The sequence below is a fragment of the Acinetobacter sp. NBRC 110496 genome, from assembly GCF_000876115.1.
Taxonomy (GTDB): domain Bacteria; phylum Pseudomonadota; class Gammaproteobacteria; order Pseudomonadales; family Moraxellaceae; genus Acinetobacter.
The window spans coordinates 1-26,591 of the sequence record NZ_BBTF01000003.1; the positions used below are offsets into that span (position 1 = coordinate 1).

Genomic DNA, 26,591 nt, shown 5'->3' on the forward strand with positions numbered 1-26,591 from the left:
CCGCTTTATTCAAATTTATTTAAATTATTGCATCGACCGACTATTTTTTACACAAATAGGGCTGAAAATGTGCGATTTGGTCGATTATTTGCTCAGTTTTATTTTTTTCTTGCCAGTGTAACGGCCTGCAATCAATATATTCACAGTATCCAGTGCCCTCATAGTTTTCATTTCCCCATAAGAGTTGATAGTGAAAGCTGCCCACATAGCCTGCAGCCAAACCGAATTTATAATCGCCCCGACTTTGGGCTTTCAATTGAAAGACAACGTCATCCTTTTCCGAATATTGCCAGATAAATTCTCGCGGTAAATACATGTCACGTCCATTCGGTGTTTGCACCTTTGGATAAACACGGCTGACATCAAAAATCACTTGATGATCATAAAGTACCGAATGTTGTTCATTCGACTGAATTTCAATGCGAGAAAAAATGATGTTATTCCATTGATTTCTAAGTTCGGACAAGATGATCTGAAAGTCTGAATTTACCTGAATAATTTGATAGGTAAAAAAGTGAAAAGCAATAAAAGGTAAATAGATGGCTCGGGCATGTTTTAAAACTCCTTGCGCCTCAATTTGATATTTTTGTTTTTTATAAATGATTTCACCTTCACATTGGCAACGCACATACCAGTAATCCCCGACTCCCCATTGCAAAGCCGAATGGTTTTCAATGTCCTTGCCAATATTTACTTTGAGTTGGCAACTAAATTCTTCATCATTACGCTTAAAATAATAATTAGGGAAATCAACCTGAATATGATCGACATCCAAAAACTGATAACGATCTTGCTCTAATTGACACTGCTCTTTAGCGCTATAACTTTTAAGATGTCCAACAGTGGATAAACTACTGGCAACTAGAACCGTCGCAGTGTCGATTGCAGTCGTAGTAATGGCACTGGCGTTATAACAAATCGGAATACGGGGTTGCCCAATCAGGCTAATGAAATTTAAGTAATGAAAAGGTTCAGGCAAATTGGGCAAGATCAACGCTTGATAGACGATCTTAAATAAGCCTTTAGGCGGGTGAAACGTTAAAGCATCTGACTTATTGAGGTTCAGCTGCTTTAATTGATTGTTATTCATCAATATTGGCATACTGAACCTCCATATTTTAAGTTGTTATTTTGGCATCATTCTTTTTGGCAAATAGTGTCGTTACAAATCCTGAAAGGGCATAAAGGATACAAACAATCAATATCCCTACAGGAATGTTGTACGTGATTGCAGCAAAAATCAAGACCACAGGTAACATCACGACGAAAGGTACACGCTTACGATCCATTTGTTTAAATGAATAGTACTTGATGTTGGAAATCATCAATAAACCCACCGCAACCATGACCACTGAGTTAATCACCTGAATCACAATATCTTTTAAATCAAAGATGAATGGGTAATCACGCCCTACCCAGACCAATGAAATCACGGTCACCGCTGCAAGTGGACTGGCGATACCAATAAAGTACCGCTTATCGACCACACCAATCTGTACATTAAAACGCGCTAGGCGGAACGCTGCACAAGCCGTATAGATAAAGCAGCAGGCTAAACCGATACGTCCCAGATCATGCAAGCTCCAGCTATACATCAAGATCGCAGGAGCAACACCAAAGGCCAACAGGTCAGAAAGCGAATCATATTGCTCACCGAATGCACTTTGTGCACCAATGGCACGTGCTACACGACCATCTAAACCATCCAGCAATGCAGCCAAGAAAATGGCATAAATCGCTTGGTTAAAATTTCCATTCATGCTGGCAATAATGGAATAAAAACCAGAAAGCAGTGCAGCCGTTGTAATGAGATTCGGCCATAAATAAATACCACGGCGTTTCACTTTTTGTCCTTCGTGCGTATGCTCTTCTTCTTCTACTTCAAAAGTGATTCCATCAAAAGAATGATCATCTTTATTTAACTCAGAATCAGGTTTAAGAGAATTTGTCATTATTTTCAATTCCTCGAGAATATTTGGATGTTGATGGGTTATTCACCCACCAACCAACGCACAGCGGCATGTCCACCAGTTTCATTCATACGTAGATGTGGAAATAACCATTGTAATGCTTGATCCGCATCTTCCGAGAATTTCCAAGGCGGGTTAATTACCAATAAACCACAACCATTTAATCCAACTGGCGTGTCATCTGGCCATACACAAATTTCACAAATCAACTGACGGCGAATTCCAGTTTTAAGCATTTTCTTTTCAAAACGCTCAATCATCGCGCGATCTTTAATTGGATACCATACGGCAAATACACCCGTTGGCCATTTTTTATGTGCAGCCTGGAGTATTTCAACCAATTGTGGGAAATCTTTACGCTCGATTTCGTAAGGAGGGTCGATCATGACCAATCCGCGCTTTTCTTTAGGCGGAATAACGCCCATCAGACCTTCATAAAAATCACGTTCATGTAAGCCCGCACGTTTATCGCGAATATTAAAATACAGCTGTTGAAATACATCACGCTGCATTTCAAATATAGTCGCTTTATCCATCTCACGCATGCCTTCAAGAGCAAACCAAGGTGAACCTGGATAAGCACCTTTACCCGAACCTGCTCGCATATCTTCAACAATTTTAAGATATTGTTTTACACCTTCAGGCGCATTGCGTTTAATCGAATCGTCAAGCTTGACCAAACGATGGATACCCGTTAAAAATTCACCTGATTTTTGTGCTTCAGACGTAGATAAATCATATTTACCTGCACCACCATGGGTATCGATATATCGATAAGGTTTATCTTTAGCATTTAAACGAGCGAGTAGTTGAAGCAAAAGTACATGCTTCATAACATCGGCAAAGTTACCCGCATGGAAATGGTGACGGTAATTCATGTTAACAATTATTCCTCAATTCAGCGGGTAGTTTAACATGAAAGAAAAAAGTATTCTTTAGCGTTGATGTGATCGTCTAAAATTGTCCTGTAATCAAACCGATGCCACTGGAGTGCCATGCAAGCAACCTCTTTTCCCCAAGCATTCAATCTTCAGTCTTGGAATTTGGACCACGTCCTGAATGATTTAAATGAATTTGGTTTTGCCTTGATTGATCAAGTGTATTCAGATGAATACGTACATGCACTTGCACATGAATGTAGCGCTCATCTTGCCGAATTCAGAGCAGCAGGGATACAAAATGGCGTAGTCAGCCATATCCGCAGTGATCACATTTTATGGATTAATGAGCAACTCCCCATTGCACAGCAGCATTTACAAACTTTAGAACACTTATCGCAAGCCTTGAATCAGGCCTTCTATTTAGGTATTCAAGAAGTTGAGGCCCATTTTGCCTGTTATAACGCAGGTGAGTTTTATGCTTTGCATCGAGATAATCCACAGCAGAAAAATGACCGAATGATTTCCACCGTGTTCTATTTACATGAATGCTGGCAAGAGGAATGGGGTGGGCAATTACGCTTACAAGATAAGCAGGATCAATGGCATATTATCCAGCCACAACCCAATCGTCTGGCTATTTTTCAAAGTGATGTTTTACACGAAGTGTTGCTTTCCAAACAGCAACGCCTGTCAATCACCGCGTGGTTACGTAGTGGCAGTTCAATCTGGAATAACTAGGCTGTATTGATATTTCAGCCTTTAAATTGCTAAAAACAGCCTTATATACCTCGCATAACTGACGATTTTGGATCAATACATGTCGAATGAAACTAAACAAGTGATTGCTCGAATTGGTGAAACTGACCAACGCTTTTTAGAGGGCAATACACCTGAACTTGCTTTAGAACGTGCAGACCTGCGTTTACAATTGGTCATGCTCAGTCATGTTCGTCAGGAACAACTGCATTTCTTACAAGAAGCAATTGTGCTGCTTGAACAGGCGCGCATCGAATATGAGGAAATGCCGTTAAGCTTATATTTAAATCTGTCGTTATATTTAGCCAAAGCCTATATGATTTATTTCGAGCTGACCAAGGAACAGCGTTTTGCGCTGATCACTCAGCAAATTTTAAAGCCTTTGGCGCACCATGAGCATTTGGATGTCTATTTCTTTTTGGCTTATGCCTCTGCAACCAAACAGGAACAAGCATTAACTCGCCACTGGTTAAAGAAATATACATCTTGCCTAGACCACGATCTGGAGTTACTACAGCTTCATCCTGCGTTTATTCAACTTCGTCAGGAAGACTGGTTTAAAACCCTCATTCAAAATAAAGCTCACTAATGTGAGCTTTATTTTTGCTTGGGCGAATCAATTATCGGGTACTGTCCACATGGAGTTGCTGATTCAGTTCATCAATCACAATCGCCCACTCATCATCTTTATCCCAATGACTCTTGAGAAAATCACGCTGCCCCACACTCCAAAATTCAGCTTCATGCAACTTTTGGTCGGCACTCAGTTGATGAGTTCTCACAAAGTTTTCGATTGCTGCCTCATCTGCTCCAAGCCCGAGTTGCTCAAATAAAAGCTCAAGTGTCGGTTGCTGTTCAAACATTGTTATTCTCCAAGTGATGTCCTTTATCAAAATAATCTAACAGTAAATCACCTAGGTATGCAGCGCTAGGTCCATATTTTCTTGTTGTTTTTTGTTTTAACCAGCATAAAAAAAGCACTCTCATCGAGAGTGCTTTTCAATTTATCCAAAAGATAAATTATTTAACCATGTCAGCAATTGCTGCACGTTCTTCTTCAAGCTCATTCAGCGTGAAGTTGATACGCTCACGGCTGAACTCATCAATTTCTAAGCCTTGAACGATTTTGTATTCACCGTTTTCAGTCGTCACTGGGAAACCGAACATTACGCCTTCTGGAATACCATAAGAACCATCAGATGGAATACCCATGGTTACCCATTTGCCGTTAGTGCCCAACGCCCAATCACGCATATGATCGATTGCAGCATTTGCAGCTGAAGCCGCTGAAGACAAACCACGCGCTTCGATGATCGCAGCACCACGTTTACCAACAGTTGGAAGGAACACATCTTTGTTCCATGCTGCATCGTTGATTTTGTCTTTTAAGCTTACGCCATTTGCAGTTGCAAAACGGTAGTCCGCATACATTGTTGGAGAGTGGTTACCCCAAACAGTCATGTTTTCGATGTCAGAAACTGCCACACCAGCTTTTTGAGCAAGTTGAGTCAAAGCACGGTTGTGGTCAAGACGTAACATTGCAGTAAAGTTTTTCGCTGGAAGATCTGGAGCAGATTTCATTGCGATGTATGCATTGGTGTTTGCCGGGTTACCAACAACCAATACTTTAACGTCACGACTTGCAACTTCATTGAGTGCTTGGCCTTGACCGATAAAGATTTCGCCATTCACTTTTAACAAGTCCGCACGTTCCATACCTGGACCACGTGGGCGAGAACCAACCAATAACGCGTAGTCAGCATCTTTGAATGCAACTTTAGGATCATCAGTCCCGATCATGCCTGCCAATAATGGGAAAGCACAGTCATCAAGTTCCATCATCACGCCTTTAAGCGCTTGTTGAGCTTTCTCAAAAGGAACTTCAAGCAATTGTAAAATTACTGGTTGATCTTTGCCTAACATTTCACCGCTTGCGATACGGAATAATAAGCTATAACCAATTTGACCAGCAGCGCCTGTAACGGCAACACGAACGGGTTGCTTCATGTGATATTCTCCAATGAGATGCGTTTGCACGATTGAACGCTATTATTATTCAATCGAATTATCATAAACGGCAAAGATTGTACTCTAAAGCGAATACAGATGCATGTAAAAGAGAATGAATTTCAACGAAAGTCTAATAGAAAATACAAATCAAACTAGGTAAATACCTAGTAACTGCCTTTAATTGTAAATTCACTTGGACAGCCTGTTACAATATGGCTTGCGCATTGTTTATATTGACCATTTTTCTGATAACACACCCGAATTTCGGTCAAGACCGAATCAAATCTCGATGACTGACAAGTAAAGCGAATTCCATTCGGTGGTAATGAAGGATTCAATTTGACAAATTGCTGTCTAAGATTTTCTTTCTGTACTTCAATCGTATTGGGGCTGGTCAAATCTGCCGGTATTTTCAAACGTTCTGCAAAATTAATAATGGTTCGAAAATATTGGCTGGCATTCATCGGCATACAACCACCCACATCTTGCCATAACTGTATGCGCGCATTTTCATCAGGCATGACACGTGCAACTACTTTTGCCTGCAACGGTGATAACTTGGCCGAGGTTTTCGTTGAGCAATCCCGGTTTAAAGGTACTTCAGGCAATAGGCTGGCAATGGTCAGTGAATAACCTTCCAGACATTTACGTTGCTTTTGTCTTGACGAGTCAAAAGAGCATGCTGCCGGTGTCATTTGTACATGCATGACATAACCAGCAACATCAGGATTACTCGCAGCGTGCGATGGCGCAGTAAAAGAGAAGATTGCAGCACAGCTTAATATCTGTGCCACGCTCATCAACTGCGTTTTGAGTAACTGGATTGATTTCATCAAATGCAAAAACTTCATTGTTTCACTTAAACATCTGGCTGTGTCTTAAGGCCCACTGCGTACCGGAATCGTGCTCATGCGTTTTTCCAACGATTGTGCACCTTGCCCTAATACCACACCATAATGGGTAGCATTGGTCATGACATGTTTTACATAGTCACGTGTTTCCAGTAATGGAATGGTTTCTGTGTATTGATCCGCTGCCATATTCTGGGCATCAGGTTGCCAGCGACGTGCACGATTTGGGCCCGCGTTATAACCTGCTGTTGCCAATACCGCATTACCGCTCAACTGACTTTGAATCATTGAAAGATAATAGGTGCCATAACGAATATTGGTATTCATCTCACTCAAGGCTGCCGGGTTATAAGTTTCACCCATTTGTCTTGCTATCAGTTTGGCAGTGTTCGGCATAATCTGCATTAAACCTCCTGCCCCAACATGAGAACGTGCAGAAGTGACAAAACGGCTTTCTTGGCGCATTAAACCATAGGCCCATGCTGGATCAATACCGGCATTGTAACTATGGCTAGTCACATTGCTACGATGCGGTGTGGCAAAACGATAGGTGTCATTATGCCGCGATGTGGTACGATCAGCGGCATAAATGGCACGATCATACCAACCCATATCATGCGCACGTTTTGCAGCGGCTAAAAGCAGACCATCGTCGTGTTGCAAATACGCTTGACGCACTGCCCAGTTCCATTCACGGTTGGTATAGTTCGCAGGTGCATTCACATCTCTAAGGGCAAATGCACGTCTAAAATGAATATTTTGATTTAAACGCTGTGTATCTTGCGTACTTGGTTGTTCGTTATATGGCTGATGATTATAGCGCTCACCTAAGCGGTCTTTTGCCAACAGGTTATGGTAATCATCGCCACCCTGTGCCAGTTTGCGATAGATCTGTTGCGCTGCCTGTTTTGACCCACCGTCAGAACGTTGCTCCGATGCACGTGCTAACCAATACTGCCAACGATCTTCCTGCTTTTGCGTGACTGACATGGCATCAATCGCACGAATCAAACTTTCCCAAGCGCCAAAGCGAATCGCCTGACGTGCATAAATTTCTGCTTCTTCTGGACTTAATGGATAACCATAACTTTGGTCGTAGGCATTTAGGACTTCACGATTAAAGCCATTTTTCATTACGGTAGTACCACCAACATAACCAATGGTACGATACAAATATTGCTGGACTGGCTGCGGCACACCTTGAGCAGCACGCTGTACATTGCCCAAAGCATTGGTTAAATCGCTATCTGCAACACGGCCTAAAGCAAAAATCAAATAGGCATAATCGGCATCATTTGATTTCGGTGCACTCCACAAATAACCCAATGGATTGGCTTGAATTTGATTGAACTGTGCCAAAGAAAGGTTCAAACCCATGGTTTGAGCAGTGGCAATCGCAGGGCCTGATTGCCCTGCTCGTAGTTGTCCCCAAAGTCTTTGTTGACGATCTTGAGTAGTCATTAAAGGACTAGACAACATCAAGCGACCTAAACCATTACACGCTTCAGGCTGAGAATTAGTGGTAAGCCAAACGTCTTTATATTCAGCAAAAACCAGACTATCGCCTGTTTTGGCACGGACTTGCGCAACAGCACAACTTTCTTCTTGGTCTGGATTGGTGACATAACTCAGTACAGGCTTGGCATCAGCAAAGCTACCAAGTTTGACTTTTTCTTCGACATAATCCGCAGAGAGTTTTTCTGCCATCGCCGATTGTGGATAGCGCTGCGCATAGCTAATAATTGAAGATGCAGGTTGAAAACCCAGATTGGTATTGAGTTTCCAATATTCAGGGTAGTAACCTAAAACATCATTTTGCATTTCAAATTGGTATTGATCGAGCAATGCCGTATTATTGGCATTAGCAGCACGCAATGCATCATTAAATTGTTCATCTAAAGCATAGACAGACGAGCAGGCGATCACTCCCCCCACTGCAATAAAACAACGGAAGCTCTTCTTGTTATTCAATTTATGAGTTAGGGTTGTTCTAAAATCACGCTGCTTTTTCATCTTCATCAATATCTATGCCTAATTTTGCCCAGCCATTATAGTGTAATAAGTCTCGCCTTCCACTATTGTTGTGTTATGTAAATTACTGATTCATATTCATTAAAATTCACACAATTTTATTCACAAACTGTCCATTTTTGTCAGTTTTTTATTCTCTCCGTTCCGTTTAAAATACTGCTATAATCCGCCGTTTATTTAAATCCACCCTGTTTAGGAGCCTGCATGACGGTTCAAACATTCATTCCCAGTGCTGTAAAAGCTGCTTCAGAAAACACTGTTACCCAGCCAATGCACACCGCTGATGTTTCAATCAAGAAATTGTTTATTGAAACTCAAGGGTGTCAGATGAATGAGTATGACAGTCATCGTATGGCAGATTTATTGGGTGATTCACATGGCTATGTGCTGACTGACAATCCAAATGAAGCAGACATTCTGCTGATGAATACCTGCTCAATTCGTGAAAAAGCACAAGAGAAAGTATTCAGTGGCCTAGGCCGCTGGCGCAAATTGAAAGAACAGAATCCCGACCTCGTGATCGGCGTGGGAGGATGTGTTGCTTCTCAAGAAGGTGACAACATTCAAAAACGTGCCCCTTATGTGGATATGGTATTTGGTCCACAAACCCTGCATCGTTTACCTCAAATGCTGGATCAACACCAGGCACAAGTGGAAAAACCAAAGAAAGAAAAAATCAAATTGGTTGATATTTCTTTCCCCGATATTGAAAAGTTCGACTTTTTGCCAGAACCACGTGTCGAAGGCTTCAAGGCATTCGTTTCCATCATGGAAGGTTGCTCGAAGTACTGTTCATTCTGCGTAGTTCCTTATACCCGTGGCGAAGAAGTGTCTCGTCCATTGGATGATGTGTTGGCAGAAATCGCTGGCTTGGCTGAAAAAGGCGTGCGTGAAATCAGCTTACTGGGTCAAAATGTAAATGGTTATCGTGGCGAAACCTTTGAGGGTGAAATTTGTACCTTCCCTGAATTATTGCGCCTCGTTGCAGAAATTCCAGGGATTGGTCGTCTACGCTATACCACTTCTCATCCACTTGAGTTCTCTGATGAGCTGATCCAATGCTATCGTGATTTACCACAGATGGTTTCTCATTTACATCTGCCGGTACAAAGTGGTTCAAATGACGTACTTCAAGCGATGAAACGTAACCACACCATTGATGTCTATATCGATAAAATTGCCAAGTTACGTAAAGTCCGTCCGGATATGCATTTATCCAGCGATTTCATTATCGGTTTCCCAGGTGAAACAGATGCACATTTTGCTGAAACCTTACAGTTCATTAAAGATTTAGATTTCGACCACTCTTATAGTTTTGTCTATTCTAAGCGGCCAGGTACGCCAGCTTCTGACTTACCAGACAGCACGCCTGAGCAAGTGAAAAAAGATCGTTTGGCTCAAGTACAGGAAGTGATTAAACGCTCTAGTATCGATAAAACAGATGCCATGCTCGGTAAAATTGAGCGTGTGCTGATTGAAAAGGTTTCTGATAAAGATCCAAATGTTTTAATTGGTACAGCAGACAATACACGTTTAGTGACATTTATCGGTGATGCCGCGTGGATTGGGCGTTTCGCAGAGATTGAGATCACGGAAATTAAAACTTTAAATTTAGTTTACGGAGAACTCTTGAATCTTGAACCTGACGTGGCGTAATGTAAGGGTATTCCTACAGAGCAACAAAAAGGGTTTATCTTGACTGCAGCGATTCGACGTACAGTAACGTTCCCTGAGATTCAATTGGAACGTTTGAAAAGCATGCTCGGTGCGTATAACGGGCATTTAAAACAAATCGAACAACGTTTAGATGTCAAAATTACTCACCGTGGCGATGCCTTTTATCTCGATGGTGATATAGAAGCGGTCGAAAGAGCCGAAGCACTATTGCAACGGCTCTATCAAGAATCAGAAATTTCCTCACAAATTAGTGCCGATGTGATTCATTTGATGATCCAAGGTTCACAGACAGATCGTGAACTGATGGATGATTCAGATCAGGAGCATACTGGTGTCGATAGCGTTTGGTTACAGACCCGCAAAGGGCGAATTAATCCACGCGGTGCCAATCAAAAACGCTATGTACAACGTATTTTACAAAGCGATATTTCCTTCGGTATTGGCCCAGCCGGGACAGGTAAAACTTATCTGGCGGTTGCTGCTGCGGTTGATATGCTGGAACGCAATGAAATTCAGCGGATCTTACTGGTTCGTCCAGCTGTTGAGGCGGGTGAAAAGCTCGGTTTCTTACCTGGTGATCTTACCCAGAAAATTGACCCCTACTTACGCCCGCTTTACGATGCGCTGTATGAAATGCTGGGCTTTGAAAAAGTCGCCAAACTGATTGAACGTCAAGTGATTGAGGTTGCTCCACTCGCCTACATGCGCGGACGTACCCTGAACCACTCATTTGTCATTTTAGATGAAGCACAAAACACCACTCCTGAACAGATGAAAATGTTCCTGACCCGTTTAGGTTTTGGTTCACGTGCCGTGATTACGGGTGACGTGACGCAGGTTGACTTACCGCGTGGGCAACAATCAGGTTTAGCACAAGCATTACGTGTCCTTGAAAATGTCCATGAGATTCATATCACCCGTTTCCATTCACGTGATGTAGTTCGACATCAATTGGTACAAAAAATTGTTGAAGCTTACGAAGGTTGGGACAGTGAACAGCAACGCCTGTCTGCTGAAGCCCGTGCCGAACGCAAAGCCAAACAAGAAGCGCTGATCGCAGAAAATGATGAGAAAGCGGATGCTCAGTATTAAACAATATTGACCTAATTCGATACTCGGAACCGTCATTCGCAACCTGAGCGAAGATAAACTAAGCGATGCTTTGTCTGAGCGCAAGATGAACAGCTATGCTGTGAAGGAAGGATGCGGATCTGACCTTATAATCATGTAAAATCAGGTTTTACCTACTTTTGCCAAAACAAAAGTAGGTCACGCCGAAGGCTTATCCCAAACATGGATAAGCATGTGGCAGGATTCCACCGTGATCTTTATCTACATTTTTAGATTCAATCTAAGAATGTAGATGTCATTTATATCTAAGGATCTACTTTGAAAATCAATTTAAGTCTTCAACAAGACTTTCAAGCTGCTGAATTGCCACTCAAACGTGGTCAAATCAAAAAAAATATTGAAACTGCACTGCGTCACGTCGGTTTTGATGTCAATTGTGAAATTGGAATTGCCTGTGTTGATCTAGCTGAAAGCCATGAGCTCAATCTGCAATATCGCGAAAAAGATAAACCGACCAATGTACTGTCTTTCCCTAGTGATATTCCGGAGGAAATGCTCAGCTTACTCGATGCAGAGCCTTTAGGTGACTTGGTCATTTGTATTCCTGTGGTTTTACAAGAAGCTGCAGAACAACAAAAAATACCAAGTGATCATTTCACTCATCTACTGGTTCATGGCATTTTACATTTACTCGGTTATGATCATGAAACCAGTGAAGCTGAAGCAGAAGAAATGGAAGCTTTAGAAATTGAAATTCTAAAAAAACTCGGCATTGCCAATCCTTACCAAGCCGATGAAAACTAATTTAGGCTTCTATGTATATCGTTATTTTTAAAGCCACCATCAAACAGCTTGATGCAACTTACTCAGACATGGCTCAGAAGTTGAGAAATAAGGCTCTGAGTGAGTACCACTGTATCAAGTTTGAAGCCTGTAATGAAAATGGCTTTGAAATTGCGTTGTCTTACTGGAACAGTCTTGAAGATATCAAGCAGTGGCAACGCGATGCAGAACATCTGGTTGCTCAGCGCTTAGGTAAAGAAAAATGGTATCAGGATTTTAGTGTCGAAATCTGCACAGTTGAACGTGCTTATTCAAGTCAAAATGGCTTGTGAATAAACGCAAACTTATCCACACATTAAATAAAAAACGGCTAAATCTAGCCGTTTTTTTATTTCTCAAAGTCGAAGAAAGACCAAATGCTCTATGCTACATCACCCTTCAAGAATGCTATTAATGCACTTCAAACTCAGCATCCACAGGATCAAAACGCCAGGTCCGAATAATCCTCAACTCAGAAATATCTTTTTTCATGGCCGCATCAAATGGACCAAAGGGTGCACCACGACGCACAGAAGCCTTTGCCGCCTCATCTAAAATTGCATGACCCGAGCTTTCAATTAAACGAATGGCCCGAATACCCCCTTCAGCATTGAGAATCACCATCAAACGAACCTCACCTGCCAAGTGCTGCTGTTTCGCCTCATCTGGATAGTAACGGTTGCCATAAAGTTCGACTTTTTGACGGAATTTATCCAGATAAGCGGCGGATGCATCTTGCTTGGCTTGAATGCCATCGACGGTTTTAATGCGCTGTTTACGGCTAAAATTCTGTTGGCGTTGTAAATATTGAGCTTCCAAGCTCGCGACCATGGCCGCTTTAGCTTGAAACTGACTTTGTAAATCATCCAAGGTCTTTTTACGTTCACTCTGTTCTGCTTGTTTTTGCCAGCTTAAAACCGTCATCAACACTTTTTCTTCAAATTTTAATTCTCGTTTTTGCTGAATTTTTTCCAGACTTTCTAACTCTTTCTCACCCGCAGTCGCATCGGCTTGCATCGGCGTAGGCATATCACTCGACATCCGATGCGCTTCGCGAAAGTCACCAGAACCGTGTTGATCGGCTTGTGCTAAAAAATCAGCCTCTTTGACTTTTTCTTGGCTCGGACGAACGGTTACTGCAATTTCTTTGGTTGATGTATCAGATGGCGATGGCATGGTAAATTGGATGGCAAGCACAGCAGCATGCATTAGCATCGCTAACAGCACCGCCCCAATAAAAATGGGATCTTGCCACCAAGAAGGAGACAATTCTGAACGAAAATTTATTTTATTCCACATGGTATTTAAGCGACAAAGAATGTCCCATCCCCAACGGTAGCACCGTACAAAACCCAACTAATATTCAATTTTTTACAAAAATGTGATCCACTTATGGTTACAGTGTTTCCATACCATCATTTTATGAAAATGTAGCAATTAATTTTGCTACACTGCAAGTCAGAAATTTATTTTTTATTTTTTAGTGAATACAACGATTGCGGCATTACATGGCTCATCAATTCACTTTCTGGAACAACTTTTATGCAAACGCTAATTTCATCCGTTGCTAAACGTCTACGTAAAGTTTACCAAAAAGCAGAAGAATTCATCGAAGAAGAAAGAGAATTTTCACTTTCCCAAGTTTTTGTAAATGCGACCATGGAGCGTTATGTCACCGAAAATGTTGGCATTATGCAAGACCTGCATGCCGATCTATATGATGGCTGGTTACGTTTATATACCACTTTAGATGTGAAAGGTTTGCATACCACGCTTTCGGTCGATTTGAAGTTGATTCAAATGGAAATGAATCAAAATGTCCAGCTAATGGTATTCGAGCAAATCAGTAACACGCAAGTGATTGAAGCCAAATTCAAAAATATCTTGCAGAAGTGGGGCTTTTATGTCGCGATCTGGTACTACCAAAAATTTCGTGAAGAAGATCCACTCGGTAAAATATTAGAACACTTTGAAGTGGTCAAAGTGAAAGATGACTTGCTTTATCTTGACCTAAACCGCTGGCTGGGTAAAAAAGCCAGCATTATTGAAACGCTGAGCAAAGTCCATGTCAATCGTGCCAGAGTTCGTCCTGCCGAGCTGATTGTTTGGGGCAACGTCAATCTCGCTGCAATTTTATCGCCCTCCAATGAAGATGACCTTGATGAGGATGACTTATCAGACAGTGAAGTCACACCTATCCAGCAAAAAGACGGCAAAAAGTAAATTCGATGCGTTGTGGCATATCTTCAAGGTGCACAATATGCCACTGAAAAATACACATCTTCATGATTTATACGAAAAATTAACACGCGCTTAGTAAAAAACCTGATCTTTTCTACATAATCTACAGGCATAATATCTCTAAATCGTAATGATAAATGAGTGGTTCACTTATCACATCACTCAAAGGATAAAGTGTTATGACAAAGAAATTAATGAAAGTACTGGGTATTACTTCCGCAACCCTTCTCAGTGCAGGCTTATCTAGTCATGCACTGGCAATGGCACCCTTCCAAGCCAGCTATCAATTCAGCTACAACAATAAAAACCTAGGTTCAGCAACACGCACCCTGTCACAGCAAGGCAATAACTGGACCTATCAATTCAGTGCCAAAGCAGGAGGTATCGCCTCTGCTTCTGAAACCAGCCAATTTAGTTTTGCTGACAATAAAATCAACTCCCAAAAATTTAACCGTAGCAGCAAAATCCTGATTCATAGCAATAGCATGAGTATTAATTTCAACCCAAGCACCAAGGTTGTGAATACCAAAAAAGATGATACGGCGCGCTCATTTGCATGGCAGGCTGGAGCGCTGGATGAGCTGAATGCAGAGTTGCAAATCCGTGAGGACTTGAAAAACAATTCGCTGAAAACCAAATATCTGATTGCCGATGCCAAAGCTATTGATGAACGTCGCTTTGTGAAACAAGGTACTGAAAACATCAAGACCCCTTATGGTACATTTAGCACCATCAAAGTGGTGATGCAGCATGATAAACCTGAGCGCAATACGGTGTTCTGGTTAGCACCAAAACTTGACTATTTACCCGTCAAAATGGCGCATAACGATGGAAAATCATCATATGGTCTGCTTTTAACAGGCTATTCAGGTAAAACAAACTAAGCATCTGGTCAATTTTGGCTTGCATTTTTTTTGATGCTTTTTAAAATATGCCTTTGCTTGAACAAGCATCCGTTTAGAGGATTCTCCCGTGTACGCTTTAGAACAGAAAATCTTAAATGAAGGTATCGTTCTATCTGATCAGGTTTTGAAAGTTGATGCTTTCTTAAACCACCAAATCGATCCTGTGTTAATGCAGCTGATTGGTAAAGAGTTTGCCGCTCGCTTTAAAGATGCAGGTATTACTAAAATCATTACTATTGAAGCTTCAGGTATTGCACCTGCAATCATGGCAGGTTTAGAACTTGGCGTTCCTGTCATTTTCGCGCGTAAGTACCAGTCATTAACACTGAAAGACGACCTTTACCGTTCTAAAGTGTTCTCGTTTACCAAACAAACTGAAAGTACCATTGCCATTTCAAACAAGCACATCAGCTCAAGTGATAAAGCACTGGTGATTGATGACTTCTTGGCCAATGGTCAAGCAGCACTTGGTTTAATCGACTTGATTCACCAAGCCAAAGCAGAAGTGGTGGGTGTCGGTATCGTGATTGAAAAATCATTCCAGCCAGGCCGTGACGTACTGCTGGAAAAAGGCTATCGCGTTGAATCCTTAGCACGCGTTAAATCACTGGAAGGCGGCAAAGTTACTTTTGTTACTGAATAAGATTTAAGACCAATCAAAAAAGCGGATGATTACTCATCCGCTTTTTTATTTAACAACAATCCCAGTTATACAGCACTTTGGAAAAATCTCGTTTCTTTAGGTCTTCAGGATGAATAAAGAAATTCCCCACGCCTGAATCTCCCCACATAATCTCGTTTTCCGCATCATCAGTATCCAGCTGGAACAGCAGCACATAATCTTGAACTTTTTCATTATATTGACGTGGATCAGTTTGGGTAAAATAAGGATAACCGCCTAAACGATGCCCACTTGCGGAAGCGACTTCATCATAAGGTTCGATAAAATCATCTTCGAAATCACCACCTTCAAATTGATCTTCAAAATCATAAAGGTCTTCAACCCCTAAAATTTTCGGCGCAAAAGCAAAATCACCCAAACTGATCGACTGAGTGCTTAAAACAAACTCAATCGAGTATTGTCCCGTAAAGGGCAAATACTCATCTTCGCCCAACTGAACTTCAGCGAAGTCTTGTTTTAATTGTGACGCATCCTCAAGCACTTGATCAAAGTACAACACTTTAAAACCCGATTGCTGCTGTTGGTCATCAAAGTTCATTCCATACAGATCATCAGCAGCGATATAGAACTGTAAAATCCCCTGATCTGGGAAATTGGGCAAACTTGGAATTTCGGCAAAATTAAACTGCGCCAATAAAGCCAATGGCTTGCCATTCGAATCGACTGGATAAGTCGCATCCAAAGGCAAATAAGGCACTCCTCCCACCTTGCTTTGCCATACACTCAAATTATCGTTAGCGGTGAGTTGCATGGTGACGGTAGGTTGAATTGTGGCCGAAATTTTTTCTAGATATGGCTGCAAACTATTCGGCAAAGCCTCTGCTTTAAAATTCATTCTGTTGGTGATCACTCTACTTATTTATAGAATCTACTATAAAACAACTAAATAAAATCAGATAGCAGCCAACCTGCTTCCCACGACAAAAGCTGACGCGTAATTGCAGCATTATTTCTGCCATAAATTCTGATAAGATGAGCCCAGGCAAAATCTGCGGTAGGAATGACAATGCGTACATATTTAGACCTTTTACAACATATCTTGGACAATGGCGGCGATAAAGGTGACCGCACAGGCACAGGTACACGTTCAGTATTTGGTCATCAGATGCGTTTTGATCTTTCTAAAGGCTTTCCACTGCTCACCACCAAGAAAGTCCACTTCCGTTCGATTGTGATTGAGTTGCTTTGGTTCCTCAAAGGAGATACCAACGTTCAATATCTCAAAGACAATAAAGTAAGCATTTGGGATGAATGGGCAACTGCTGAGCAAACCGCACGTTTTGGTCGTCCTGAGGGTGAGCTTGGGCCAGTGTATGGTCATCAATGGCGTAACTTTGGCGCAACTCAAAATGAAGATGGTAGCTATCAACAGAATGGTTTTGATCAGATTCAATGGTTGATCAATGAAATCAAGACCAATCCAAATTCTCGTCGTTTGATCGTGTCTGGCTGGAACCCCAATGAAGCAGGCAAAGTGGCCTTACCACCTTGTCATACCTTGTTCCAGTTTTTTGTGCAAGACAACAAACTGTCATGCCAGCTCTATCAACGCAGTGCCGATGTATTCTTAGGTGTACCGTTTAATATTGCCAGCTATGCCCTGCTGACTCATATGATTGCACAAGTCTGTGGCTTAGGTGTGGGGGACTTTGTCTGGACAGGCGGAGATACTCATCTCTATGCCAACCACTTTGAGCAGGCACAATTACAGCTTAGCCGCGAGCCACTACCGTTGTGTCAATTAAAACTCAATCCTGAAATTACCGATATTTTTGACTTTAAATTTGAAGATATTGAAATTGTAGGTTATGAGTCACACCCTGCAATCAAAGCACCTGTCGCAGTTTAAATTGCTTAGTTAGAGAGAATATAAAAATGGCATGGCAAGGCACTGAAGTAGTCCACGTAGTCGCAATGGATAAAAATCACTGTATCGGCAAAGGCAATGCTTTGCCGTGGCATATCTCTGCTGATCTGAAGCACTTTAAAGCCATTACCCAAGGGGGTGTGGTGATTATGGGACGTAAAACGCTTGAGTCAATGGGCCGTACCCTGCCAAATCGCGTAAATTGGGTGATTACCCGAGATCCCGCTTGGCAATTTGAAGGCGTTAAAGTTGCACATAGTATCGAAGCCGCACTCAATGGCGCACTTACAGACGTACAACATTCAGAAAAAGCCGCCTTATTTATTATTGGAGGTGGAGAGATTTTTACTCAAACGCTGGCCATTGCCGATCGTCTCGAGTTGACCCATGTGGATCTGGATGTACAAGGTGATGCACACTATCCAAAAATCTCTGAAGATTTTCATAAAGTAAACTCTGAACAGCACAACGATGAAAAATCAAATATTGCCTTTGAGTTTGCAACCTACCAAAAATAAAAACGGATCGCACTTGCCATGCATAATATTGGATCACGTGAATTTTTTATTGCCTTAGGTGTTGGACTATTACATAGCCTATTTACCTTATTCGTGGTTCTTTCCAGTGTATGGCTCTGTCTTGCCTTATGGATTCAGCAGCCACTCGGCACATTGTTTAGCCGAGTCAGCATTATTCTGTGGAGCCTATTTGCACTCAGTTTGCTTGGTGTTTATGTGAGTGGTCATCTGGTCAGTCGCCGCACCGATATTATCATCTACTGTGTTGCGTTTGCCTGTTCACTGATTTGGTATTTCTCCCTCGAAGCCCGACAAGACCGGGACTGGAACCCTGAGGTTGCCGAACAGCTCAGCTATGAAAAGAATGGTGATCTTGTACAACTCCACAATGTGCGTAATTTTAACTGGCATGCGGATGGCAGCTACGACATTCACTGGGAAAATCGCACAATTGATCTGAATAAAATTACCGGGATCAATGTCATTACCTCCTACTGGATGGGACCACAAATTGCCCACACCTTAGTTAGTTTTGATTTTGTCGATCAAAAACCGTTGGTATTCTCGATTGAAATCCGTAAAGAAAAAGGCGAAGACTTTTCCGCGATTGGTGGCTTTTTCCGTAAATATGAGCTCAGTTTGGTGGCTTCAGATGAAAAGGATATCGTGTATACCCGTAGCAATATTCGCCACGAACAAGTCTACCTCTTTCCAATCAGAATGCCTGCAGCTGAACGCAAAGCCCTGTTTATTGAATATCTGCATAAGGCCGATGAACTGCGTGCAGAAGCCAAATGGTACAACACGCTCACCAGTAATTGCACCACACTGGTCTTTGATATGGTACAGGCCATTAATCCACAACGCTTACCCAAAGATTACCGTTTATTGGCCTCAGGTTATCTCCCCAATTACCTCTATGACTTAAAAGCACTTAATCAAAACTACAGCATGAAAGAATGGTATCGCTTGGCGCATATCAATCCACGCGCCGAACAATATGAGCAGCAAGCCAACCAGAGTAGCGAATATTTTTCAACGGACATTCGTGCCGGGATTCCAAAAAATGAATAATATTTCTACTCATTTTATTAAAAACACCTGAACATTTACAAAAGGATACGCAATATCCTGTTCCACTCCATGTTGTTTTATTCTAATACCAAACATAGAAACACAATGATTTGGACTTAAATTTTATGTTAAAGCCTTTTTTAACAACATGTACTTTGGCAATTGCGGTCGCAATGACGGGCTGTGCAACCACAGAATCGCTCCACACCTCACCGAATGCCTCACAAAAAGAAAGCATCGGCCTCTATAACCGTAATTGGATTGCAACCCAGATCAATGGTGTAGAGATTAAGAGCAATGATCTTTCTGGCAAACGCCCTGCAATTCAGTTCGATGCCAAAGGCAAACGTTTCTTTGGTGCAGACGGCTGTAATCAGATTCAAGGTAGCTTTGAAAGCCAGGGTTCTATCTTACGCCTAGGCCCAATTGCTTCAACCATGATGGCCTGTATCGGCAACGACAACAGCACCCTCTCTCGCCAATATGCTAATGCTTTGGCTAGTACCACAAGCTATGAGCTCAAAGGTCATGAGCTTAAATTCATGGATCCATCAGGCAAGGTTCTGGTGAGCTTTGTTACGGTGATTCAACCACTGCCGTAATTTACAGATCACAATAAAGTAAAAGCTCGTTGCAAACACGGGCTTTTACTTTTTAAGCACTTCGTTTACTTTAATAACATTGTTAAAATTAAAAATTGGGGAGTTGTATGCAACAGGCACTATTTGGTGGTGGATGTTTTTGGTGTGTCGAAGCCGTATTTCTACAACTCAAAGGTGTAGGAAAAGTTGTTAGTGGTTATGCGGGTGGAGTCAGTCAAAACCCGACTTATGAACAGGTCTGCCAAGGCACGACTCAACATGCTGAAGTCGTTCTGATTGATTTTGACGAGCAGCAGATCAGCTATACACAATTGTTGAATGTGTTCTTTACCACACATGATCCAACCACGCTAAACCGTCAGGGCAATGACATTGGAACGCAATACCGCTCTGTGATTTATTACTTCAATGATGAACAAAAGCAGCAAGCTGAGCAGGTGATTCAAAGTCTGGAAAATGAAGGACTAAATATCGTAACTGAGCTCAGCCCAGTACCAACGTTCTACCCTGCGGAAGAGTATCATCAGAACTTCTTTGCACGTAACCCGTCACAAGGCTACTGCAACTTTAGTATTCCGCCTAAGCTGTCTAAACTCCGTGCCAAATATCTTGACCTGCTCAAAGATGAATAAGCATAAAAAAAGCAACTCACCGAGTTGCTTTTTTATGGGCTATGTTGTCTTAGTTTTCACTGACAAACGCAATATCACTTAAACCTGCTTCACTAGCACGCGACATGACTTGTGCAACCGTATCATATTTTGATTCTTTGTCAGCACGTAACTGAACCGTCGGTTTTGTCTCAGCCTGACCCGCTTCCTGGAAACGCTTCTCTAGCTCATCCAAGCTAATGATTTGCGCATCCCAAGCCACTTCACCTTTACTATTAATACTGATGGTAATGGCTTTTGGTGGCGGATCAACAATTTCAGCAGTTGTTTTTGGTAAACTTAATGGAATTGATGGGTTAGCAACCGTTGCTGTGACTAAAAAGATAATCATCAATACCAACATAATATCGATCAGAGGAATGAGATTCATCTCATTCATGCCACTGTCGTGGTCTTCACCCAATTGAAAGCCCATCTTAAGCTTGACCTCCAACTAAACTTTGTTGAGTCGCTTTAGTTTCTGTTTTTGTCGCTGTTTCTTGCTGCAACATGGTATCAATTAACAGGCCATGCGCTTGATCTTGTAAATCATGTGCCAAACCACGGTTAAAACGTACACAAATGTTATAAGCCATTACCGCTGGAATCGCCACTGCAAGCCCTAGCCCCGTCATAATCAAGGCTTCACCTACGGGTGTTGCAACCTGAGCTAAACCAGCCTGTCCGCTTTTACCTACTGCAACCAGCGCATGGAAAATTCCCCACACAGTACCGAATAAACCCACAAACGGTGCCAGTGAAGCAATTGTTCCAAGCACAGAAACGCCTTTTTCTGCTTGAGATTTCTCAGCAGAGATCTGGCGAAGCAAGGCTTGTTCAGCCACAGCTTTACGTTGTTCAAACGATAAAGGTTGTAACTTTGATTTAAGTGCCGCCAGCGCTTGCACAAGTTGGTTATAAGCCTGTTGTTTTAATTGGCGTGTTCCTAAAATGCGCAGAATGAAAATAGTCCACGTTGCAATCGACATTGCTAATAGGATGAAATACAGTGTTTTACTTACTGCATCTGCATGTTGCCAATAAACTGAAAAGTTCATATACGAACTCCTGATTTAATCTGTCGCAAGGACTCAAATTTATTAAGGACTAAGATCAAACGGTTGCTCTGCTCGAATTGGGTAAGCAACACCATTTTCCATATACGGTTTAAATTTCGCACTTCTGACAGCACGTAAAACTTTTTCATCTAAACTCGGTAAACCACTGCTACGAGTTACCCGAGCATTGGTAATTTTACCTTTTTCATCCGCTTCAATCAGTACCATCACGGAACGTGCCTGATTATCTAAATCTTTTGCTGTTACAGATAATTTCGGTGAACGACTCCACTGTACGCCTGAACCACCAATCGATACACGTTTTGGAGATGGATCAGCAGCTGGTTGCGGTTTGGCAACTTCCTGAACAGGTTGCGGTTTTTCAACCACTTTTTCAGTTACTGTTGTCGTAATTTTGGTTTCAACTTTTGGTTCAACCTTGGGTTCAGTTTTCTGAAGCACAGGTTTTGGCGCTTCTTTAACCTGTTGCACCTTTTCAATTTTTTTCGGTGGTGGCAACGGTTTTTCAACAACCTTCACTTCCTTCACTTCTTTTTTAGGTTCAGGCTTTGGCTTTTCTTTCGGTTTTGGTGGTTCTGGCTTAGGTGGCTCTTTAATTTTAACGAACTTTACCTTAAGCGGCTCTTTCTCGACTGGTTTTAACTCAATCGTTTTCATGTGGCTCACCGCCCACAGAACGCCTACATGTCCAATCACAACTGCAACTAAGGCAGCGATGATCTTCTTTTTCATCGGGTGTGGCGTGTTGAATGTAGCAGGAGATTGACTCATAAGAATCTAAGTACCTAATAGATGGTGACGCTTTGAAAAAAACGATTTCACTCATCGGATAGAACAATGAAAGTGCCGTAATAATAAATGAGAAGTGTTTTCATTTGCAACCGTTTTTTCTTGTATATTTGCTAAGCTTTTAAAAATAGACATAAAAAAACATGCCTTTCGGCATGTTCTGTTTAAATAGAATCAAGGCAGCGATTTAGAAAACAACGGTCTTGTTTCCGTCGACAATAATACGGTCTTCTAAATGCCATTTCACAGCGCGCGCCAAGACATTACGCTCAACGTCTTCACCCAATTCACGCAGCTGTTCAACGTTGTAATCATGGCTCACACGTTCTACATCTTGCTCAATGATCGGGCCTTGATCGAGATCAGCCGTGACATAATGTGCTGTCGCCCCAATCAACTTCACCCCTTTCTCATAGGCTTGCTTATATGGATTTGCTCCTACAAAAGCCGGCAAGAATGAATGGTGAATATTGATAATTTTCATTTCCCATTGTGATACAAAGTCCTCACTCAGGATCTGCATATAACGTGCCAAGATCAACAGGTCATTGCCTTGCATCATCTCATTGATCTGTGCATAGGCTTCAACTTTATTGTCTTTATTGACAGGGACCACATGGAATGGGATACCAAAATTTTCAACTGATTCACGTAAATCTGGATGATTTGAAATCACTTGGGTAATTTCACACGGCAATGAACCACGTGCATGGCGCCATAACAACTCCAAGAGTGCATGGTCAACTTTAGAAACCAGAATACCAACTTTTTTCAGTTCACCGACAAAATTTAGTTTCCATTGCATACCATAGCGTTCAGCAACATTTGCAGCAAAGGTCTGCATTAATGCTTCTTTACGCGATTGCAAATGATCAAGTTCAAACTCAACACGCATAAAGTAACGCCCGCCTTGAGCTTCTGTCGCGTACTGATCAAGTGCGGTAATGTTTGCTCCCTGATGATACAAAAAGCTCGATACGGCTTGCACGATCCCCGGCTTGTCTTCACAAGTAATCAGTAATCGTGCTGTGTGGGCTGTAGTCGTGTTCATTTGGTTAATATCACTTATTCGAATCAAATTAAAATCAAGCCGAGCATTCTAACCCTTTTTTGCGGTTGACTAAATAGCTGCTGTCGATCTATTCATCATCATTTTTAAGATTAGATAAACTGGCAAACAAATCTGATGGTCCCAGTGATTTCAGTAATTGCTCATAAGTTTGACGGCTTTCACCCATTAAATATGGACCTTCCAAGAACACCATTTGGCGTAAGGCCTGCCAGACCCACTTTTCTTCAAGACGATTGTTATCGCTAATATGCCCCGACATATATAAGAAGTTGGTCCAGTTAGTCAGTACAATCCACAAGTTGATGATCAAGGCTTCAATTTCCGAGTCAGTCATGTTCATCAAACCGGCATCCACGAAGGCACGATAAATTTTCTGACCCTGCTGCATGACCTGACCAGCAAAACGCGGGTAAATCTTCCGAAAGTCGTCATTATTTTCAACAAGATGATAAACATCACGGTGAATAAAGCGGTAAGCCCAAAGCTGATTACTCAGCACCTGAAAATAACTGATTTTATCGTTGGCATTTAACGGACGATCTGTTGGTAAAGCCAACATTTCCAAAGTTTCAGCCTGATACTGCTGTGCCAGTTCCTTAATAATTTCCTGCTTATTACGGAAATGATAGTACAGATTGCCAGGACTAATCCCCAACTCAGCCGCAATGTGATTGGTTGTAACCGAACGCTCTCCACGCTCATTAAACAACTGCAAACTGATTTGCAAAATTCTATCTTTTGTTTTGTTAGGTTTAGCGTGCGACATTGATTGTAACCATCTATAACATTATCAATAGGTTATAAAACAAACCTATAAAGCGACTTGACACTTTAGAGTATTTACTCTAAAAATTAAAAAATAATAAGCTTTCTTTTGGTCCACTCCTATGAACAGTCAAACAAAAACAACCGCTATGACACCTCATGCTGATGTGAAACGGCTACATGATTTGCTTGAGCAGCAAAAAGCAGCTTACCAACGCCATCCTGTGCCAAGCGCCAAAGAACGTATTGAACGCTTAGCTCGACTTAAAAGTATCTTGGTAAAATATCAAGATCAATTTGCTAACGCAATTAGCCAAGACTACGGCAATCGCGCCGTGATGGAAACCAAAATTGGTGAAGTTCTGACGTGTCTAGAACATATTAAATACTATAGCAAGAACTTAACCGAATGGATGAAACCATCTAAACGCCATATCAGCATGTTACACCAACCAGCAAAAGGGTGGGTAGAATATCAACCGCTGGGCGTGATCGGCATCATTGCACCATGGAATTATCCTTTATTACTTTCATTGGGCCCGTTGATTTGTGCCTTGGCTGCAGGCAACCATGCCATGATTAAAATTTCGAGTGCATCCTCAAACTTTGGCTATGTACTTGAAAATGCATTGGCAGAAGCCTTTCCTCAAGAGTTGGTTGCGGTTGTCAACGGTGGTGGTGTCATTTCAGATGCATTCAGCCACCTTGCTTTCGATAAAATGATTTTCACAGGCTCAACCTCGGTGGGGAAAACTGTGATGGCTGCGGCAGCAGAGAATCTTGTCCCAGTGATTTTAGAATTAGGTGGCAAGTCCCCTGCACTGGTTCATTCGGCCATGAACATTCGTGATGTGGCACAACGTATTGCTGTCGGTAAACTCTGGAATGCGGGTCAAACCTGTGTTGCACCAGACTATATGTTCCTGCCTAAAGGCAAAACTGCCGAGTTCACCAAGCATTATAATGACTTTGTGACCACCATGTATCCAAGCCTACGTGACAATAACGACTATACTTCGATTGTGAATGACAAGCAGTACAACCGACTACAAGGCTATTTGGAAGATGCGCGCGATCAAGGTGCGACCCTTGTTGAACTGAATGCCAAAAATGAATCTTTAACTGAAGTTCGTAAAATTGCACCAACCTTATTAACCGGTGTGACCACGGAAATGGAGATTATGAAGAATGAGATCTTCGGTCCAATTCTGCCTATTTTAGAGTACGAACATATCGAAGAAGCACTTCAATTTATTAATCATCGTCCACGTCCACTGGCTTTCTATTATTTTGACATTGATAGTGCGCGTGCAGATTATGTGGCTAGCCGTACCCATTCAGGGCACTTCGGGATTAACCAAACCCTGACTCATGTGGCACAGGATGACCTCCCATTTGGCGGCATTGGTGCATCAGGTATGGGCAAATATCATGGTAAAGAAGGGTTCTTTAGCTTCTCACATGAACGCTCAATGATGTCGAATCCAGTCAGCCCTAAACTTTACAGTTTAAAATTCATCCTTCCGCCGTATAATAAAGCCACACATAAACTGCTTTTGAAAACACTATTTCGCTAAGCTGGTTAAGGCATGAGCTATCACACCAGTTCATGCCTTGTTTTTACCAAATTCGCTTGTCTTTTAATCGTATTTTTGGTATAAAACGCCCCTTGAATGATTTCATCCGTTTACTTGAATGGCTAGTTGCACGAAATTGTGCTGTATAAACTAGCAATGGAGTTCACCATGTCTAAGGTTTGCCAAGTTACCGGCAAGCGTCCTATCGTTGGTAACAACGTGTCGCACGCAAACAACAAAACCAAACGCCGGTTCGAGCCGAACCTGCACCACCACCGTTTTTGGTTAGAAAGCGAAAAGCGTTTTGTACGTCTTCGTTTAACCACTAAAGGTATGCGTATTATTGATAAATTGGGTATCGAGAAAGTTGTTGCTGATCTCCGTGCTCAAGGTCAAAAGATCTAAGGAGTCTGAACAATGCGTGATAAGATTCGCCTCGTTTCTACAGCTGGTACAGGTTATTTCTATACCACTACTAAGAACAAACGTACTATGCCGGAAAAAATGGAAATCAAAAAATTTGATCCAAAAATCCGTCAACACGTCATTTTCAAAGAAGCTAAAATTAAATAATTTTAGTTCTTTAAAAAAAGCGGCTTCATTTGAAGTCGTTTTTTTTGCCTAAAAAAACAGCCATAATAAAAAACATGAAAGCACGATTTACATGATTTTTTTTGATAAATAAAAAAATTGTCATCAAC

At 41.8% G+C, this 26,591-nt stretch carries 31 protein-coding genes; 17 read left to right on the forward strand and 14 right to left on the reverse strand.

The annotated features are described in order from the left end of the window. Window positions 1–40: 40 nt before the first annotated feature. The 3 genes from Aba26S_RS02305 to Aba26S_RS02315 are packed head-to-tail and all read right to left on the reverse strand — an operon-like array spanning window position 41 to window position 2,848. On the reverse strand, window positions 41–1,102 hold the full coding sequence (locus Aba26S_RS02305; RefSeq protein ID WP_005239812.1) for a DUF6670 family protein: 1,062 nt from the start codon (window positions 1,100–1,102) through the stop codon (window positions 41–43). 16 nt (window positions 1,103–1,118) lie between these two features. Further along, window positions 1,119–1,952 (reverse strand): CDP-diacylglycerol--serine O-phosphatidyltransferase, encoded by an 834-nt coding sequence (pssA, locus tag Aba26S_RS02310; RefSeq protein WP_043969966.1) that lies wholly within the window; start codon window positions 1,950–1,952, stop codon window positions 1,119–1,121. Window positions 1,953–1,990: 38 nt separating this feature from the next. Continuing rightward, window positions 1,991–2,848: a 23S rRNA (adenine(2030)-N(6))-methyltransferase RlmJ gene (locus Aba26S_RS02315; RefSeq protein WP_005239816.1), complete on the reverse strand. Its 858-nt coding sequence runs from the start codon at window positions 2,846–2,848 to the stop codon at window positions 1,991–1,993. 117 nt (window positions 2,849–2,965) lie between these two features. Here Aba26S_RS02315 and Aba26S_RS02320 point away from each other — a divergent pair, with 117 nt between their 5' ends. After that, window positions 2,966–3,589 carry a 2OG-Fe(II) oxygenase gene (locus Aba26S_RS02320; protein WP_005239817.1) on the forward strand — a complete coding sequence of 208 codons (624 nt, stop codon included), beginning with the start codon at window positions 2,966–2,968 and terminating at the stop codon, window positions 3,587–3,589. A gap of 79 nt (window positions 3,590–3,668) precedes the next feature. After that, window positions 3,669–4,196 carry a hypothetical protein gene (locus tag Aba26S_RS02325; protein WP_043969968.1) on the forward strand — a complete coding sequence of 176 codons (528 nt, stop codon included), beginning with the start codon at window positions 3,669–3,671 and terminating at the stop codon, window positions 4,194–4,196. A gap of 31 nt (window positions 4,197–4,227) precedes the next feature. Here the strand turns inward: Aba26S_RS02325 and Aba26S_RS02330 are convergent, their stop codons facing one another. The 4 genes from Aba26S_RS02330 to Aba26S_RS02345 all read right to left on the reverse strand — a co-directional run bounded on the left by Aba26S_RS02330 (window position 4,228) and on the right by Aba26S_RS02345 (window position 8,487). After that, on the reverse strand, window positions 4,228–4,470 hold the full coding sequence (locus Aba26S_RS02330; RefSeq protein WP_005239821.1) for a DUF2789 family protein: 243 nt from the start codon (window positions 4,468–4,470) through the stop codon (window positions 4,228–4,230). Window positions 4,471–4,627: 157 nt separating this feature from the next. Continuing rightward, a complete protein-coding gene (locus Aba26S_RS02335) occupies window positions 4,628–5,614 on the reverse strand; it encodes a malate dehydrogenase (protein ID WP_005226708.1) in 987 nt (328 codons plus the stop codon). A gap of 167 nt (window positions 5,615–5,781) precedes the next feature. Continuing rightward, window positions 5,782–6,450, reverse strand: coding sequence for a hypothetical protein (locus tag Aba26S_RS02340; RefSeq protein WP_005239824.1), 669 nt, complete (start codon window positions 6,448–6,450; stop codon window positions 5,782–5,784). Between the two features lie 45 nt (window positions 6,451–6,495). Then, window positions 6,496–8,487 carry a lytic transglycosylase domain-containing protein gene (locus tag Aba26S_RS02345; RefSeq protein ID WP_005239825.1) on the reverse strand — a complete coding sequence of 664 codons (1,992 nt, stop codon included), beginning with the start codon at window positions 8,485–8,487 and terminating at the stop codon, window positions 6,496–6,498. A 216-nt stretch (window positions 8,488–8,703) separates the two neighbouring features. On the opposite strand from Aba26S_RS02345, the gene miaB reads away from it, so the two are divergent. From miaB to Aba26S_RS02365, 4 genes are all read left to right on the forward strand, one after another. Further along, window positions 8,704–10,155 (forward strand): tRNA (N6-isopentenyl adenosine(37)-C2)-methylthiotransferase MiaB, encoded by a 1,452-nt coding sequence (gene miaB, locus Aba26S_RS02350; protein WP_005239826.1) that lies wholly within the window; start codon window positions 8,704–8,706, stop codon window positions 10,153–10,155. A 39-nt stretch (window positions 10,156–10,194) separates the two neighbouring features. Next, window positions 10,195–11,268: a PhoH family protein gene (locus tag Aba26S_RS02355; RefSeq protein ID WP_005239827.1), complete on the forward strand. Its 1,074-nt coding sequence runs from the start codon at window positions 10,195–10,197 to the stop codon at window positions 11,266–11,268. Between the two features lie 297 nt (window positions 11,269–11,565). Further along, window positions 11,566–12,051, forward strand: a complete 486-nt coding sequence (gene ybeY, locus Aba26S_RS02360) for an rRNA maturation RNase YbeY (protein ID WP_005239828.1) — start codon at window positions 11,566–11,568, stop codon at window positions 12,049–12,051. 11 nt (window positions 12,052–12,062) lie between these two features. Beyond that, window positions 12,063–12,362: an antibiotic biosynthesis monooxygenase gene (locus Aba26S_RS02365; protein ID WP_005239829.1), complete on the forward strand. Its 300-nt coding sequence runs from the start codon at window positions 12,063–12,065 to the stop codon at window positions 12,360–12,362. A gap of 118 nt (window positions 12,363–12,480) precedes the next feature. Here the strand turns inward: Aba26S_RS02365 and Aba26S_RS02370 are convergent, their stop codons facing one another. After that, window positions 12,481–13,368, reverse strand: a complete 888-nt coding sequence (locus Aba26S_RS02370) for an energy transducer TonB (protein WP_005239830.1) — start codon at window positions 13,366–13,368, stop codon at window positions 12,481–12,483. A gap of 243 nt (window positions 13,369–13,611) precedes the next feature. Here Aba26S_RS02370 and Aba26S_RS02375 point away from each other — a divergent pair, with 243 nt between their 5' ends. The 3 genes from Aba26S_RS02375 (at window position 13,612) to Aba26S_RS02385 (ending at window position 15,858) form a co-directional block, all read left to right on the forward strand. Continuing rightward, on the forward strand, window positions 13,612–14,292 hold the full coding sequence (locus Aba26S_RS02375) for a hypothetical protein (protein WP_005239832.1): 681 nt from the start codon (window positions 13,612–13,614) through the stop codon (window positions 14,290–14,292). A 197-nt stretch (window positions 14,293–14,489) separates the two neighbouring features. Beyond that, window positions 14,490–15,194 carry a DUF3108 domain-containing protein gene (locus Aba26S_RS02380; protein ID WP_005239834.1) on the forward strand — a complete coding sequence of 235 codons (705 nt, stop codon included), beginning with the start codon at window positions 14,490–14,492 and terminating at the stop codon, window positions 15,192–15,194. Between the two features lie 88 nt (window positions 15,195–15,282). After that, on the forward strand, window positions 15,283–15,858 hold the full coding sequence (locus Aba26S_RS02385) for a xanthine phosphoribosyltransferase (protein ID WP_005239835.1): 576 nt from the start codon (window positions 15,283–15,285) through the stop codon (window positions 15,856–15,858). A gap of 49 nt (window positions 15,859–15,907) precedes the next feature. Here the strand turns inward: Aba26S_RS02385 and Aba26S_RS02390 are convergent, their stop codons facing one another. Further along, the gene (locus Aba26S_RS02390; RefSeq protein WP_005239836.1) at window positions 15,908–16,732 is read right to left on the reverse strand and encodes a YwqG family protein; all 825 of its coding nucleotides are present in this window, start codon (window positions 16,730–16,732) and stop codon (window positions 15,908–15,910) included. A 171-nt stretch (window positions 16,733–16,903) separates the two neighbouring features. Between Aba26S_RS02390 and thyA the strand changes: the two genes are divergently transcribed. From thyA to msrA, 5 genes are all read left to right on the forward strand, one after another. Next, complete coding sequence (gene thyA, locus Aba26S_RS02395; protein WP_005239837.1) at window positions 16,904–17,746, forward strand: thymidylate synthase; 843 nt, start codon at window positions 16,904–16,906, stop codon at window positions 17,744–17,746. 26 nt (window positions 17,747–17,772) lie between these two features. Then, window positions 17,773–18,282, forward strand: coding sequence for a dihydrofolate reductase (locus tag Aba26S_RS02400; protein WP_005239838.1), 510 nt, complete (start codon window positions 17,773–17,775; stop codon window positions 18,280–18,282). An 18-nt stretch (window positions 18,283–18,300) separates the two neighbouring features. After that, on the forward strand, window positions 18,301–19,356 hold the full coding sequence (locus Aba26S_RS02405; protein WP_005239840.1) for a DUF4105 domain-containing protein: 1,056 nt from the start codon (window positions 18,301–18,303) through the stop codon (window positions 19,354–19,356). Between the two features lie 125 nt (window positions 19,357–19,481). Further along, window positions 19,482–19,958, forward strand: a complete 477-nt coding sequence (locus Aba26S_RS02410) for an META domain-containing protein (RefSeq protein WP_005239842.1) — start codon at window positions 19,482–19,484, stop codon at window positions 19,956–19,958. 107 nt (window positions 19,959–20,065) lie between these two features. Next, window positions 20,066–20,590 (forward strand): peptide-methionine (S)-S-oxide reductase MsrA, encoded by a 525-nt coding sequence (msrA, locus tag Aba26S_RS02415; RefSeq protein WP_005239844.1) that lies wholly within the window; start codon window positions 20,066–20,068, stop codon window positions 20,588–20,590. A gap of 49 nt (window positions 20,591–20,639) precedes the next feature. Here the strand turns inward: msrA and Aba26S_RS02420 are convergent, their stop codons facing one another. The 5 genes from Aba26S_RS02420 to Aba26S_RS02440 all read right to left on the reverse strand — a co-directional run bounded on the left by Aba26S_RS02420 (window position 20,640) and on the right by Aba26S_RS02440 (window position 24,314). Continuing rightward, a complete protein-coding gene (locus Aba26S_RS02420; RefSeq protein WP_005239846.1) occupies window positions 20,640–21,044 on the reverse strand; it encodes a biopolymer transporter ExbD in 405 nt (134 codons plus the stop codon). Window position 21,045: 1 nt separating this feature from the next. Next, window positions 21,046–21,666 carry a MotA/TolQ/ExbB proton channel family protein gene (locus Aba26S_RS02425; RefSeq protein ID WP_005239848.1) on the reverse strand — a complete coding sequence of 207 codons (621 nt, stop codon included), beginning with the start codon at window positions 21,664–21,666 and terminating at the stop codon, window positions 21,046–21,048. A gap of 42 nt (window positions 21,667–21,708) precedes the next feature. Continuing rightward, a complete protein-coding gene (locus Aba26S_RS02430) occupies window positions 21,709–22,458 on the reverse strand; it encodes an energy transducer TonB (RefSeq protein WP_005239850.1) in 750 nt (249 codons plus the stop codon). Window positions 22,459–22,663: 205 nt separating this feature from the next. Then, window positions 22,664–23,527: a formyltetrahydrofolate deformylase gene (gene purU / locus Aba26S_RS02435; protein WP_005239854.1), complete on the reverse strand. Its 864-nt coding sequence runs from the start codon at window positions 23,525–23,527 to the stop codon at window positions 22,664–22,666. Window positions 23,528–23,615: 88 nt separating this feature from the next. Continuing rightward, window positions 23,616–24,314 (reverse strand): TetR/AcrR family transcriptional regulator, encoded by a 699-nt coding sequence (locus tag Aba26S_RS02440; protein WP_005239855.1) that lies wholly within the window; start codon window positions 24,312–24,314, stop codon window positions 23,616–23,618. A gap of 121 nt (window positions 24,315–24,435) precedes the next feature. Here Aba26S_RS02440 and Aba26S_RS02445 point away from each other — a divergent pair, with 121 nt between their 5' ends. The 3 genes from Aba26S_RS02445 to rpmG all read left to right on the forward strand — a co-directional run bounded on the left by Aba26S_RS02445 (window position 24,436) and on the right by rpmG (window position 26,463). Then, the gene (locus Aba26S_RS02445) at window positions 24,436–25,890 is read left to right on the forward strand and encodes a coniferyl aldehyde dehydrogenase (protein ID WP_005239858.1); all 1,455 of its coding nucleotides are present in this window, start codon (window positions 24,436–24,438) and stop codon (window positions 25,888–25,890) included. 168 nt (window positions 25,891–26,058) lie between these two features. Further along, the gene (gene rpmB, locus Aba26S_RS02450) at window positions 26,059–26,295 is read left to right on the forward strand and encodes a 50S ribosomal protein L28 (RefSeq protein WP_004649871.1); all 237 of its coding nucleotides are present in this window, start codon (window positions 26,059–26,061) and stop codon (window positions 26,293–26,295) included. A gap of 12 nt (window positions 26,296–26,307) precedes the next feature. Further along, window positions 26,308–26,463 (forward strand): 50S ribosomal protein L33, encoded by a 156-nt coding sequence (rpmG, locus tag Aba26S_RS02455; protein ID WP_003654787.1) that lies wholly within the window; start codon window positions 26,308–26,310, stop codon window positions 26,461–26,463. Window positions 26,464–26,591: the final 128 nt, after the last annotated feature.

Coding starts and splice junctions, on each gene's coding strand:
- Aba26S_RS02315 (WP_005239816.1), bottom strand. CDS start 2,848: ATGAATTACCGTCACCATTTCCATGCGGGTAACTTTGCCGATGTTATG.
- Aba26S_RS02390 (WP_005239836.1), bottom strand. CDS start 16,732: ATGAATTTTAAAGCAGAGGCTTTGCCGAATAGTTTGCAGCCATATCTA.
- Aba26S_RS02420 (WP_005239846.1), bottom strand. CDS start 21,044: ATGGGCTTTCAATTGGGTGAAGACCACGACAGTGGCATGAATGAGATG.
- thyA (WP_005239837.1), top strand. CDS start 16,904: ATGCGTACATATTTAGACCTTTTACAACATATCTTGGACAATGGCGGC.
- Aba26S_RS02335 (WP_005226708.1), bottom strand. CDS start 5,614: ATGAAGCAACCCGTTCGTGTTGCCGTTACAGGCGCTGCTGGTCAAATT.
- pssA (WP_043969966.1), bottom strand. CDS start 1,952: ATGACAAATTCTCTTAAACCTGATTCTGAGTTAAATAAAGATGATCAT.
- rpmG (WP_003654787.1), top strand. CDS start 26,308: ATGCGTGATAAGATTCGCCTCGTTTCTACAGCTGGTACAGGTTATTTC.
- Aba26S_RS02430 (WP_005239850.1), bottom strand. CDS start 22,458: ATGAGTCAATCTCCTGCTACATTCAACACGCCACACCCGATGAAAAAG.
- Aba26S_RS02325 (WP_043969968.1), top strand. CDS start 3,669: ATGTCGAATGAAACTAAACAAGTGATTGCTCGAATTGGTGAAACTGAC.
- Aba26S_RS02305 (WP_005239812.1), bottom strand. CDS start 1,102: ATGCCAATATTGATGAATAACAATCAATTAAAGCAGCTGAACCTCAAT.
- miaB (WP_005239826.1), top strand. CDS start 8,704: ATGACGGTTCAAACATTCATTCCCAGTGCTGTAAAAGCTGCTTCAGAA.
- Aba26S_RS02345 (WP_005239825.1), bottom strand. CDS start 8,487: ATGAAGATGAAAAAGCAGCGTGATTTTAGAACAACCCTAACTCATAAA.
- Aba26S_RS02405 (WP_005239840.1), top strand. CDS start 18,301: ATGCATAATATTGGATCACGTGAATTTTTTATTGCCTTAGGTGTTGGA.
- Aba26S_RS02425 (WP_005239848.1), bottom strand. CDS start 21,666: ATGAACTTTTCAGTTTATTGGCAACATGCAGATGCAGTAAGTAAAACA.
- Aba26S_RS02380 (WP_005239834.1), top strand. CDS start 14,490: ATGACAAAGAAATTAATGAAAGTACTGGGTATTACTTCCGCAACCCTT.
- Aba26S_RS02400 (WP_005239838.1), top strand. CDS start 17,773: ATGGCATGGCAAGGCACTGAAGTAGTCCACGTAGTCGCAATGGATAAA.
- Aba26S_RS02320 (WP_005239817.1), top strand. CDS start 2,966: ATGCAAGCAACCTCTTTTCCCCAAGCATTCAATCTTCAGTCTTGGAAT.
- rpmB (WP_004649871.1), top strand. CDS start 26,059: ATGTCTAAGGTTTGCCAAGTTACCGGCAAGCGTCCTATCGTTGGTAAC.
- Aba26S_RS02365 (WP_005239829.1), top strand. CDS start 12,063: ATGTATATCGTTATTTTTAAAGCCACCATCAAACAGCTTGATGCAACT.
- Aba26S_RS02410 (WP_005239842.1), top strand. CDS start 19,482: ATGTTAAAGCCTTTTTTAACAACATGTACTTTGGCAATTGCGGTCGCA.
- Aba26S_RS02340 (WP_005239824.1), bottom strand. CDS start 6,450: ATGAAATCAATCCAGTTACTCAAAACGCAGTTGATGAGCGTGGCACAG.
- Aba26S_RS02330 (WP_005239821.1), bottom strand. CDS start 4,470: ATGTTTGAACAGCAACCGACACTTGAGCTTTTATTTGAGCAACTCGGG.
- Aba26S_RS02445 (WP_005239858.1), top strand. CDS start 24,436: ATGAACAGTCAAACAAAAACAACCGCTATGACACCTCATGCTGATGTG.
- Aba26S_RS02370 (WP_005239830.1), bottom strand. CDS start 13,368: ATGTGGAATAAAATAAATTTTCGTTCAGAATTGTCTCCTTCTTGGTGG.
- Aba26S_RS02440 (WP_005239855.1), bottom strand. CDS start 24,314: ATGTCGCACGCTAAACCTAACAAAACAAAAGATAGAATTTTGCAAATC.
- Aba26S_RS02375 (WP_005239832.1), top strand. CDS start 13,612: ATGCAAACGCTAATTTCATCCGTTGCTAAACGTCTACGTAAAGTTTAC.
- purU (WP_005239854.1), bottom strand. CDS start 23,527: ATGAACACGACTACAGCCCACACAGCACGATTACTGATTACTTGTGAA.
- msrA (WP_005239844.1), top strand. CDS start 20,066: ATGCAACAGGCACTATTTGGTGGTGGATGTTTTTGGTGTGTCGAAGCC.